Source organism: Flavobacterium gelatinilyticum (assembly GCF_027111295.1).
In the GTDB taxonomy this organism is placed as follows: domain Bacteria; phylum Bacteroidota; class Bacteroidia; order Flavobacteriales; family Flavobacteriaceae; genus Flavobacterium; species Flavobacterium gelatinilyticum.
Genome location: NZ_CP114287.1, coordinates 104,896 through 117,821 on the forward strand (window position 1 = coordinate 104,896; position 12,926 = coordinate 117,821).

Annotated in this window: 8 protein-coding genes and 1 pseudogene; 7 read left to right on the forward strand and 2 right to left on the reverse strand. The window is 37.9% G+C overall.

Features of this window, described 5'->3' with window-relative positions; all coding sequences use genetic code 11:
* Window positions 1–6: 6 nt before the first annotated feature.
* From OZP11_RS00360 to OZP11_RS24875, 5 genes and pseudogenes are all read left to right on the forward strand, one after another.
* Window positions 7–2,100 carry a beta-galactosidase gene (locus OZP11_RS00360; RefSeq protein WP_281233260.1) on the forward strand — a complete coding sequence of 698 codons (2,094 nt, stop codon included), beginning with the start codon at window positions 7–9 and terminating at the stop codon, window positions 2,098–2,100.
* A gap of 51 nt (window positions 2,101–2,151) precedes the next feature.
* On the forward strand, window positions 2,152–4,293 hold the full coding sequence (locus tag OZP11_RS00365) for a family 43 glycosylhydrolase (RefSeq protein ID WP_281233261.1): 2,142 nt from the start codon (window positions 2,152–2,154) through the stop codon (window positions 4,291–4,293).
* Window positions 4,294–4,375: 82 nt separating this feature from the next.
* Window positions 4,376–5,587, forward strand: coding sequence for a M24 family metallopeptidase (locus OZP11_RS00370; protein WP_281233262.1), 1,212 nt, complete (start codon window positions 4,376–4,378; stop codon window positions 5,585–5,587).
* Between the two features lie 69 nt (window positions 5,588–5,656).
* Window positions 5,657–7,525: pseudogene (locus OZP11_RS00375) on the forward strand (alpha-galactosidase); the annotation flags it as partial.
* A 60-nt stretch (window positions 7,526–7,585) separates the two neighbouring features.
* The gene (locus tag OZP11_RS24875) at window positions 7,586–7,861 is read left to right on the forward strand and encodes a GH36 C-terminal domain-containing protein (RefSeq protein WP_349293785.1); all 276 of its coding nucleotides are present in this window, start codon (window positions 7,586–7,588) and stop codon (window positions 7,859–7,861) included.
* Window positions 7,862–8,125: 264 nt separating this feature from the next.
* Here OZP11_RS24875 and OZP11_RS00380 read toward each other — a convergent pair whose 3' ends face one another.
* A complete protein-coding gene (locus OZP11_RS00380; RefSeq protein WP_281233263.1) occupies window positions 8,126–8,863 on the reverse strand; it encodes a carbonic anhydrase family protein in 738 nt (245 codons plus the stop codon).
* 667 nt (window positions 8,864–9,530) lie between these two features.
* On the opposite strand from OZP11_RS00380, the gene OZP11_RS00385 reads away from it, so the two are divergent.
* Window positions 9,531–9,935, forward strand: a complete 405-nt coding sequence (locus OZP11_RS00385; protein WP_281233264.1) for an aegerolysin family protein — start codon at window positions 9,531–9,533, stop codon at window positions 9,933–9,935.
* Between the two features lie 57 nt (window positions 9,936–9,992).
* On the forward strand, window positions 9,993–12,197 hold the full coding sequence (locus tag OZP11_RS00390; RefSeq protein ID WP_281233265.1) for a hypothetical protein: 2,205 nt from the start codon (window positions 9,993–9,995) through the stop codon (window positions 12,195–12,197).
* A 65-nt stretch (window positions 12,198–12,262) separates the two neighbouring features.
* Here OZP11_RS00390 and OZP11_RS00395 read toward each other — a convergent pair whose 3' ends face one another.
* Complete coding sequence (locus tag OZP11_RS00395; protein ID WP_281233266.1) at window positions 12,263–12,796, reverse strand: hypothetical protein; 534 nt, start codon at window positions 12,794–12,796, stop codon at window positions 12,263–12,265.
* Between the last annotated feature and the right edge of the window lie 130 nt (window positions 12,797–12,926).

Consider the following 12,926-nt stretch of genomic DNA (forward strand, 5'->3'; position numbering starts at 1 on the left):
TACAAAATGAAGCACGCATCCCATTTTTCCAAAACACTATTTATCCTGATTGGATTGTTAACCGGTTTCAATTCAATTGCCCAGAATTTCGAAAAATACTTTCCAAAAAAAGATCTGACAACGGTTGGGGTATATTATTATCCTGAACATTGGGATGAAAGCCAATGGGACCGCGACCTGAAAAAAATTGCCGAAATGGGTTTTGAGTTTACTCATTTTGGAGAATTTGCCTGGGCACAGCTGGAACCTCAGGAAGGCGTTTATGATTTTAAATGGCTGGATAAAGCCGTGGCAATCGCAGCAAAATACAAACTGAAAATTGTTATGTGCACCTCGACTGCAACACCTCCTGTATGGCTTGTACGCAAACATCCGGATGTGCTGGCGACGTATGAGGACGGAACCAAAACCGATCACGGTTCAAGACAGCATGCTTCATTTTCGAGTAATTACTATAGAACCTATTCTTTAAAAATGATCGAACAGCTGGCAAAAAAATATGGAAATAATAAAAACATCATAGGCTGGCAGGTAGACAATGAACCGGCTCGTTTTCTGGATTACGGAGTAGATGCGCAGCAGCGTTACCGAAATTGGTTAAAAGAAAAATATAAAAATATAGACGCTCTAAACGATGCGTGGGGAAATAAATTCTGGAGTGGTATTTACAGCAGTTTCGACGAGATTAACATTCCGCTGCACAAAGAGTGGGGAATGAACCTGCATTCGCAGTTAGACCATTACCGATTTGCCGATGAAGAAACCGCTACTTTTCTGGATTCGCAGGCAGTAACCATTCGAAAATATGTAAGCAAAGACCAATGGATTACTTCCAATTACAGATCCAACTACAATGAAGGTTTTGTAGGCATGAGCAAAGAGCTTGATTTTGACTGCTATACGCGTTATCTGGTTTATGGGTCTAGTTTGGGAGTAGGAAAAAATGGCTATCGCTTAGGCGACTACACGGCTATAGGAATGTCAAATGATTTTTTCAGACCGCTAAAAGGAATGTATGGCTGTATGGAATTACAGCCGGGACAGGTAAATTGGGGAAGCATTAATCCGCAGCCATTACCGGGGAGTGTTCGCATGTGGTTATGGCACGTTTTTGCCGGAGGAAGCAAGTTTGCCTGTACTTATCGCTTTCGTGCGCCTTTGTACGGTTACGAGCAGTTTCACTACGGAATTGTGGGTACAGACGGTGTGACACCAACACCGGGAGGTCTGGAATTCAAACAGTTTATAAAAGAAATCGATACACTCCGTAAAAAATACGATGCCAAAGCAAAATTGCCGGATGATTATTTAAAGCGAAAAACAGGAATTCTGTTTAATGCCGATAATGTAATGGGAATTGACTTAAACAAACAAACAAAAGAATGGAATACCATAGGACATTTTCTAAAATATTACAAAGCAGCGAAATCTATTGGCGCGCCGGTTGATTTTGTGAGAGATACGACAGATTTTTCCAGATACCCGTTTTTAATCGTTCCGGCATATCAGATGATTGATCAGAAAATGATTGACAAGCTGCGTTTATATGCAAAAAACGGAGGGAATTTAATCTTAAGCTGCCGCTCCGGAATTCAAAATCGTCTGGGACATCTTTGGGAAACCAAATTTTATGAACCTATGTGGAGTTTAATTGGTTCTCAAATAGATTCTTATGATTTATTGATGCCGCAGTCTCCCGGAACCATAAAATTTGAGGATAAAGATTTTAGCTGGACAAGCTGGGGTGATTTATTAAAGCCGAATAAAGGAACAGAAATCTGGGCGACGTATGAAGGTGATTTTTATACCGGAACACCCGCGATTATTTTACATAAAGAAGGAAAAGGAACGGTAACCTATATTGGTGTAGATTCGAAAAATAGTGACCTTGAAAAACAGGTAATTAGAAAATTGTACAAAAAACAAAACACAGCTGTAGAAGAGTATCCGGAAGGCATTATGGTCGATTACCGTGACGGCTTCGGAATTGCGGTTAATTATTCGGATAAAGAATACGATATCAATTTACCAAAAAACGTACAAATTATCTTCGGAACAAAATCAATCAAAACGGCTGATGTTCTGGTTTGGAAGTATTAGTATAAGCTTGTTGTGTTAAAATAATTAGGCCCGATTAAATCTGAATATACAATGTCGAAAAAGAAACTTTTTTACTGTTTGATTCTGTTGGTTTTTAAGGGATTCCTTCTGGCTCAGAAAAAAGCAGATGTGACTATTCCAGGAGCCGGAAATCCAATTTTACCGGGCTGGTTTGCAGATCCTGCTATTAAAAAGTTTGGTGATATTTATTATATCTACGCCACGACAGACAATGAAATGCTGGCATCTGGCGCGCCGACGGTCTGGTACAGCAAAGACTTTAAAAACTGGTACAATTACATCATGGAAATCCCTTCTTTTTCGTCAAAATCCATTACTAATTTTTGGGCTCCGGATATTCTGCAGGGAAATGACGGAAAGTATTATTTGTATTTTGGAAACTGCGAAATAGGCTGTAATATTTACGGTTACGTTTCAGATTCCCCTGTCGGTCCGTGGGAAAAACTTAGTCAGGATGATGTTCCGGTTATTTCAAACGGATATCCCCGTGAAGGTTTTCCATCTCTGGATGCACAGTTTTTTCAGGATTCAGACGGGAAGATTTATGGCTATTGGGGAACTTGGGTGCATTATAACGGAGGTTACGCTGCAGGTGAATTAAATAAAGATATGAGCAGTATGGCTAATTCGGTTAACATACCTCTGGAGCAGACTCCGGAACCTTTTGAAGCAGCTTACATGATGAAAAAAGACTCTAAATATATCCTGATGTATTCTGGAGCGTCCTGTCATGATGAAACGTACAACGTGCGTTATTCCTATTCTGATTCGCCATACGGACCTTTTATTCCCGGAAAAAACAATCCCGTTCTGAGTACCAATGAAGACAAAACGGTACATGGTCCCGGGCATCATTCGGTTTTAAAAGAAAACGACGATTATTATATCGTATACCATAAGCACGATTATCCTATGACTCGCGGCGGTCTGGCAAGACAGGTCTGCGTGGATCAGATGATTTTTGAGAACGATTCAACCATTAAAAAAGTTATTCCATCCATAAAAGGAATTAAGGATTTGGTAAAATCAGACGTTCCCCAAAATATTGCTTTTGGAGCAAAAATTACAGCGTCTTCGCATTATCATTTGAAATCAACGGAATATGATTATGAGTACAAACCATCGTTTGCTGCAGATGATAATAATGCCACGATGTGGAAGGCAGGAGATAACACAACTCCGCAATATTTAATGGTCGATTTAGGAGCAGAAAAAAAGGTTAAAAGAGTTATGACCCAGTTTGAATTTGCGAGTTATTATTATCAATACCAAATTGAATACTCGGTAAACGGAACTAAATGGTTCATGTATGCGGATAGATCGAAAAACCAGACAGCGGGAAGTCCCATGATTGATGATCAGGATGTTTCGGCTCGTTATATAAAATTAACGATTTCCGGCACCGAGAAAACAGGACTTTATCCGGCAGTCTGGAACATCAAAATATACAGCAGTTTATTTGAAATTCCGCTGGCATTACAAAACAAAAAATCAGATAAAAGCCCGGCGGTTAAAAGCACTGAAAAACTGTTGGCTGATATTGACGCTTCTAAAATTTCGAATGAAGAATTATCCTATTCCATAAAAAACAAAGGTTCTCTTAAAGGGAATTTTATAAAAGAAGGTGACGTAAGGCTGACTAAAGAGGACGGAATAAAAGCATTCCATTTTATAAACGGATCATTGATTTTAGACCAGCCGGTACCCAAAAGTTTAGCATGGAATGGTTCGTACACCGCTGCAGTCTGGGTTAAAAATCCGGAAATAGCAAAAGAAGGAGAAATTCTGCTGTCGTGGTGTGACCGAAACGAATACAATCTGGCAAATTCCTATAATGCACTGGCTTACAATAGCGGTAATTACGGAGCAGGTGTACATCTGGACGGTCATTTTGATATGAAATATACCAAAGTTCCCCAAGCTGATCAATGGCATTATATTGTTTTAACTTTTGATGGTGTTGTAGAGAAAGTGTATGTAGACGGCGTTTTAGATAATTCGCAGAATATGCTCTTGTCATCTGCCATCGATAAGGCAAAAATTAGAATTGGGGCATCTGATATTGGGGAGAATTTCTCCGGATTTATAGCTTCGGCAGGTTTGTATGATTACGCTTTAAATCAGGAAGATGTACTTAAAGTAATGGAAAAAACAAGACCTAAGAAAGAATAATCGGTAAGATAAACCGAAGGATTCGGGGATACTAAAATCATAAACACTTAAATTAGCACTTTACAATTTAAAATATTAAAAAATGACAATAGGAATTGGCGGTTCAACTGCAGCCATAGAATTAGATAAAATAGAAAACAGAACTCAAAACGTAAAACCTATTGAGTTAAATGAATATTTAGAGCGTATACAAAAAGCAGTACGGTTCATGAAAGAACATTCGGTAAAAGTACTATACATCAATGCCGGAACGAATTTGTATTATTTTACCGGAACCCTTTGGAGCGCTTCTGAAAGAATGGTCGGAGCCTTGTTGTTTGAAGACGGTTCATTGGAATACATCGCTCCGAAATTTGAAGAAGGAACGTTTCATAAATATATGAAAGTACAATCAGCTGTAAATTGCTGGGAAGAACATGAATCACCATACGAATTGATAGGAAAGCTGCTAAAAAATAAACAATTAACGGGTGGTTCCTTTGCCATAGACGAATCTGCTCCTTATTTTTTAGTCGATGGTATTTCTATTGCAAACCGTTCGTTTAGTTTTGTTAATGCACAGCAGATCACGGCGGGATGCAGAATGGAGAAATCCAAAAATGAAATTGCCATTATACAACAGGCAAAAGATATTACAATCGAAGTACAAAAAGCTGCGGCAAAGATTCTGAGACCCGGAATTACAGTAAACGAAGTGACAGATTTTATTAATAAAGCCCATATTAAAGCCGGAGTATCATCGGGATCGTATTTCTGTATTGTTTTGTTTGCAGATGATACGCAATATCCTCATGGAGTATCGGTTCCGCAGCCATTAAAAGAAAACGAAGCCGTGATTATCGATACTGGATGCAGATTAGAAGGCTATCTTTCGGATATCACAAGATCGTATGTGTACGGCGAACCATCAGAAGAATACAGAACGATCTGGGATTTAGAAAAGAAAACACAGCTTGCCGCTTTTGAAGCCGCACAGCTTGGTTCTTCCTGCGGCTCTGTAGACGATGCTGCCCGAAAAACTTTAGCTGCAGCAGGATTAAGTGCCGATTATAGTTTACCGGGTTTACCGCACAGGGTAGGACACGGAACCGGACTTGACATACACGAATATCCCTATCTGGTAAGAGGAAGCGAAATAAAACTGCAGGAAGGTATGGTAGTCAGCAATGAACCTATGATTTGTGTTCCGGGAAAATTCGGAATCAGACATGAGGATCATTTTTATATGACCGAAAACGGACCAAAATGGTTCACAATACCAATGCATAGTTTAGATAATCCTTTTGGATATTAGTAAGCACTTGGACAAGATTGAATTTAATACATAGAAACAATACCGGCGAATTATTAAAAATAAGAACAGATGAAGCGATTAGTATTTGTATTACTGCTATTTTTTTATGCGTCTTTGCATGCACAGGAAGGGAAGCTTATTACTATTGAAACCGAAACTTCGGCTTTGGTTTTAAAAGTAGGCAGAAACAAAAAGCTGTATCAGACTTATTTCGGAACAAAACTGAATAATCGTTTGGAGTATGAATTGATTTCAAAAGAAAACACCAAAAAGTTTGTGATAAACGACGGGAATCCTCTTATAGATCTCCGTCACGCCGCGTATCCCACTTTTGGTACTGATAATTTATTCGAGCCAGCCGTCAGAATGACGCATAATGACGGTAATCCTTCATTAGAACTGGAATATCAAAGTCATTCGATTCAGAAAATTGATGCGAATACAGAACAAATCAGTATCAAATTAAAAGATCCGCAGTATCCTGTTTATGTGACGCTTCATTATAAAACTTTTAATAAAGAAAACGTAATCGAATCATGGACAGAGATTCAGCATCAGGAAAAGAAATCGGTTTTGCTTTACAATTACGCTTCGTCTGCATTGCATTTGGATGCTGATAAATACTGGCTGACTCAGTTTTACAGCGATGTGGTAGAAGAAATGCGAATGGAAGAAAGCCAGCTTACGAGAGGCCGTAAAGTAATCGATTCTAAATTAGGCGTCCGCACGAATATGTTTGCGGCACCTTCTTTTTTTCTTTCACTAAATTCAAAACCCGAAGAAAATACAGGAGAAGTAATTGCGGGTTCAATCGCGTGGTCCGGGAATTTCAAATTTACATTTGATATAGACAATAATAATGAACTCCGAATTATTTCGGGAATCAATGAGTTTGCTTCAGAATACAATTTAGAACCTGGAAAAGTTTTTAAAACACCTGTTTTTATTTATACATTTTCAAATCAGGGAAAAGGACAGGCGAGCAGAAACCTGCATAACTGGGCCAGAAAGTACGGGCTTAAAGACGGCGAAAAATCGCGTCTGACTTTACTGAACAACTGGGAAACTACTTTTTTTGATTTCGATCAGGCCAAACTCAGCAATATGTTTGACGATGCTAAAACTTTGGGTGTCGATATGTTTTTGCTGGATGACGGCTGGTTTGGCAATAAATATCCAAGAAGCGGTTCTGTTTCAGGTTTAGGAGACTGGCAGGCAACAAAAACAAAACTTCCTGACGGGATTGGTTTTTTAATGCAGAAAGCTAAAGAAACCCATGTAAAATTCGGAATCTGGATCGAGCCTGAAATGATTAACGAAAAAAGCGAGTTGTATGAAAAACATCCGGATTAGGTATTAGCGCTTCCCAACAGGGAAAAAAGTTTATACAGAACGCAATTGGTTCTGGATTTAAGCAACCCAAAAGTTCAGGATTTTGTTTTTAAGGTGGTGGATGATATTATGCAGACAGAATCGGGTGTGGCATTTTTTAAATGGGACTGCAACCGAATGATGACCAGTGCGTATTCAGCGTATTTAAAAGACAAACAATCGCATTTATTCATCGAGTATACAAACGGTTTGTATAAAGTACTGGACAGAATAAAAACAAAATATCCTGATTTGCCTATGATGCTTTGTGCCGGAGGAGGCGGCAGAGCCGATTATGGAATGCTTAATTATTTTACAGAGTTTTGGGCCAGCGATAATACAGATCCTTTCGATCGTATTTTCATACAATGGGGATATTCTAATTTTTATCCTGCTCTGGCGGTCTGCAATCACGTTACTTCTATGGGAAAACAGTCTGTAAAGTTTAGAACAGATGTGGCAATGATGGGAAAACTGGGGTTTGATATTCATGTAGGAGATTTAAAAGAAGATGAACTAAAATATGCGCAGCAGGCCGTTGCGAATTATAAAAGATTAAGTCCTGTAATCTGGAAAGGCGATTTATACCGTCTGGTTTCTCCTTACGAAGACAGCAGAGCTGTACTGATTTATGTAAATGAAGATAAGACAGAAGCCGTTTTGTATTCGTACACCCTGCATCCGTTAACAGATCCAAATTACGGACTTGTAAAACTAAACGGACTCGATCCTGTAAAACAATACAAGGTGAAAGAAATCAATACAATGCCAAATGCCAAGAATACTTTTGAAGAATCCGGAACGGTATATTCAGGAGATTTTTTAATGAAAATTGGCTTAAAAGTGTCGTCTTACAGACAGGAAAGCAGCGTTGTACTCGAAATTTCAGCTGTCACGGACTAATATAGATTAACTGGTTAATTATTTCTAACACATAGAAACATAACTTATTGAATACATAAAAAAGGTATTTTACTCATTTGTATACACATAGTTTATCTAGGTGTAAAAACTTGTTTTTTTATTACTTTATTTCCGATGCAATCCCGATAGCGGTGAGGAATATTATAGATTAAGTTTTAAAAAAGAAAAAACACCTGTAAAATTTTACAGGTGTTTTCCATTAAAAATTGGTGTCTATCTCAATTATTAAAAAACTCTTGTAATTTATAAAAAGGTTACAACTCCCGTCTGCATATTATAATAAGCGCCAATAATCTTAATTTGACCACTATCTTCCATTCCTTTCAAAATAGGACTTTTTGCTCTAATGGTCTTGATGGTATTGATGACATTATTTTTTGCAACATATTCTACATATTTTGGATTCGCTGCTGTTTTATCGCCGTCAAAGTCCTGCGAGGCTGTTACTGCCGGTTTTATATTTTCGAGCATGGCAGTTATATTGCCCAGTTTTGCACCTTTGATTGTGTAGGTAATGGCTCCGCAGGATTCATGCCCTAAAACAAGAATGAGCTTTGCTTTCATAATTTTACATCCAAACTCCATACTTCCCAGTAAATCAATATTGGCAAAATTACCTGCAACGCGTCCTACAAAAAGATCGCCGATACCTTTATCAAATACATCCTCTACAGGAATTCGGCTGTCCAGACACGAAAGTATAACCGCTTTTGGAAACTGTCCTTTTACCGCATTTCGTACCATTGCCGAATGATCCCTTGCTGTGACATTATTAGTTGCAAATCGTTGGTTGCCATCTTTCAGGCTTTTTATTACAGCATCGGGAGTCAGAGCAGCCTGTTCTTCTGCTGTTAGTACCCTTTCTCTTAAAGGGGTTGGAATTGGCAGGATTTGAGGGCAGTCTTGTTTCTTTTCCGAATTATTACAGGAAAAAAGCATAAATGCCGTAATGGTGTAAACTGATAGAATTGTTCTTTTCATTTTGCTAAAAATTAATAGGTTAAATTGATTCTAAAAAAATTACATAAAAAAATAACTGCATAGGATGAACTCACAGGAATCCAGTTTGAAAAACAATGTTTCAATTTTTTTAAACATCTGTAAAAAGGAGTGTAGAAAACAAGTCCGTTGTGTTTAGCAGGAAACTAAATCCCAAGCCGACTTGAAAATCCCGATTCGGGACTTGAAAAGGTGCTGACAGGCTGACTTTTTATAAGTACATATCATTAATAAAATAAAATCCGGGTACTGCTTATTTAGAAAATAATCTATTGGGCTTAGAAAAATATGCCTCGCACAAAAGGTTTCGTTTGAGGATATTAAGTCGTGGTTTTTGTAATGACTTTCAAATTTATGTATTAATAATCAAGTGGTTATGAGTATAAATACGTGTTTTTTGAGATGATTCTTTTATTAGGTTTAAAGTAACGTAGGCTGGTTGTTATTTCAATTTGAAACTATTTATTGTTTATGACAAAAAATCAATCTGTCGTACCCAAAAAAAGAGGATTCGTAACAATTTATCAGCTGGCTGTTTTAATAGAATCTAATTTTATAGTAATTAAAAATAAGCTGTGGAGCAGAACCCACTTTAAAAAACGCGGCAATATCCGAAAGGCCAAGAAGTAGGAATTAATTATTAGAAATCATGGCATACGCACAATGGATTGAAGTTAAGATTGTATCAGAAAACATGACCTTAAAAGTTCAAAATGCAAAATTAAGCTGGGGCAAGTTTTATGAATACGGAAATAAAGACAAAGAGCTTAGTACCAGTGAAATAAACAACATAACGGTTGATTCCGGTACAAGTACAAGAATTTGTTCCTGCGGAAGATCTGATGCTTCATCGGGCACCGAGGGAAGTTTTGACTTATACGACGGAGATACTAAAATTGGGTCTTTTAACTGGGATTGCCCGTGGGGGAAAAAGAAGAACAGTTTTAATTGGAGCCAGAGCGCCAGTAAGGATTCTTACAGTACTGACAGAGAAGGCGGTAACACAGATTCTGGCGCGATAGGAAATGTAACTATTACTTGTGTTAAAATATAAAGGATTGTAAAAGAAATTTAATTTGAATCTTTTCTACAAATAAATAACCACATAATTATGAGCAATACAAAAGGTACAAACGGAGCCATTAATCCTTTTTACGCTGTTGAGATTGGAAGCGTTATAAAAGGCGATACAGGGCGTTTCCTCACATCGATAATTAAGGGAGATATTACCAGAATGGTTCCTGATAAAGAGGTAAAACAAACCATGACAGGAGGCAGTTCTTATGCTTATACAGACAGTTTAAACCAGGGATCTGTTGGGGTTTCGGGTTCATACGGGATTTCCGGACTGGCGAGTATTAATGCGGGATTATCTGTATATGCCGGAAATTCGGCGGCAGAACTGACAAAGAAAGTAGCTGTTAATTTTAATGTGCAGATGCTCTCCGGTGTTGAGTATGTAAATTTTAACGATTTAAACGCGGCAGATTTAATTAATTCACTTCAGGCAAATCCAAAACAGATGGCACTGGATGCGTTAGATAATTATAATGCCCTGATGAAAAAGTTAGGAACGAATAATCTGTTAACCATCATGCAGAAACCGGACGAACATCCGGAAATTATGAAACTGGTTGACGAATGGGGAAAATCGGTTCAGGCTTTCTTTAGAGAACACGGCGACGGAATTGTGGTAGGTGTTGTATGGGGCGGTATGGGAACTGTTTCTTTGGAGATGATAAGTTCATCCGGAGAAAGCAGCTGGAAATACGGCAGCAAAGGTAATTTTACCTATTCGGGAATAGGGAAAGCGATAACGGTAGAAGCAGCTTATGACGGAAGTAATTCCAAAAGAGAATCAAAAGTAGATGTATCAACCAGTTCGTGGTCAAGCGGTAAATGTGTAGAAGAACAGGTTAAGGAATGGAGTAAGGTTGTAGAAGGAAAGGCATTCGAGGCCATCAGTTCGATCAGTCTGCTCGAAAAAGCACCTCAGGTTAGTGCCGTGAAAGATCCTCCAAAAATACCTGAATTTAAAACACCGGCAAAAGATCCTCAGGTTACCGATAAAATAAAAGAAATAACAAATCTGGATAGTCTGGAAGCATTTGCCAAAGCATCTGCTTATGAACAGGCCAAGAAAACAGAAAAAGATCTGACATTAGATGAATTCTTAAAACGTTCTGAGAAAAAGGCTGATCCAAAACCTGTTGATGATCTTAAAAAAGACGTTGCAGCCAATAACCTGGATGTATTGAAAGATCCTGTACAGCCAAAGTCCGAGTTTATTGCCAATCTTAAAACAACAGTGGATCCGGAAATGCAAAAAAACGAAAAACTTGAAGGCTTAAAAAAAGACGAAAGTTATACCGTTCTTGGTGTATGGATCAGTAACTGGCCGGATTTGTTCCCGTGGATGGCTACCGGATACTTAAATGCCATCGACGATCTGAGTTCGACACAAGTACTGCTGAAAAAACAATCTATGATACAGGATTTTCTGACTCTTGGAAAAACGTATTATATGCTGGATGCCAGCGGTATTTCGAACACTGACTTTAAAATGTCTCCATTTAATCAGGTCGCAGCTTCTTTCAGCCAGCAGGCAGGATATATCAGAGATAATTTTGATGATGCAGATGTTATTCAGGCAGCCTATGATCTTTTAAGTAATGATGCACAGAAAATTTATAAAAGATGGAACGATATTAAATTTTTGCGCAGCGCAGAGCTGGGATTGGGTGTGATGTATAAAGGCGAAAAATCGATAACGCATACTATTTCAAAAACGGAACATAGCGGCGGTTATACAAAGGTTTGGTATAAGACAGAAGATTGTTCTTTTCTTCCTAAAAATTACAGCGCTTTCAGTACCTTTTTAAAAGTGCTTCCATTTATTACGCCAAACGGTGATGTTTATGGTTTTGGACCTTCTCAAATGCTTTTAAATCAGTTTAACAGCGAAGGGGCGATATTTTCGAAAAATCCGTTAATAGCAGCAAAACTGGAAGTAGATATTGAAAAACGCATTCTGAAAAAAGGGGATATGATTCTGTATCCTGTTCAGTTTTCTGCAGCTAAAGATATTGCGTCGACATGGCAGGGACAAAGCATAAGCACCAATATTGCTTCTATTAAAAACATTAACGAACATCTTGACAATGCCATAAAAAAGATGAGGGACTTAAATGTTTACAGTTTTAGCAGCAGCAGCTGGAAACCAAACTGGAAACCGGAAAGTTATTACAGCATTAACTCGATTAAAAAACAATATATTGGAATTGTAGAGGAACTGCACAATGTTTTTGGCGGTTAACCCCAATTTCTTTATCTAAAATTATCCCGTCAAAAACAGTATACCTGATTTTTTGGCGGGATTTTTTAGTTTGTTTTCAGCATATCGTTTATTTTCAGCACGACTTCCGGTTCCTGCTGTTCGTATTTTTTATTAAGTATTAAATAAGAGTTTTGTGCGGTGGAATAGGAGTGTATGAAATCTTGTGCATTGAAGAAAAACTCGGCGAAATGTCTGTAAATAAAAAGACGTTTGGTTTCTGTAAGATCTGTTTTGTTTAATTCAGCAATAGTAGGACTTGCCGTAAAAACAAACGAAGCAAGCGGATTTCTTTTATAAATAGATAATCCGATATAAACACAGGTTGCTATGACTTTTTTTGCTTTAGCAGGACCAATATTGGCAAGTACATTAAATTTATCATCATTATCCCGATGTTCTTCCAGGCAAAAGTGAAGGATATAAAGATTATGCTGATACTCCTCAAAAGTTACTAGATAGCGATTTTCATCGGCATTAAATTTGTAGACATGCACGGCTTTAAAATAATGGTCGGGATCATTCGCTTTAAGTACTTCACAATATTCAAACGGATAGGTTTGTAATTCAGATAATGACATAATGGGTAAATTTCAATATTTAAAATTGCTTCGCCTGTTCGCTGCGGCTCGGGTTCTTTTATAAAATTACATTCCACCGGAGCTCAACCATAGCCCAAGTTTTCAATTTTGAGGACACAATATTTTCAGA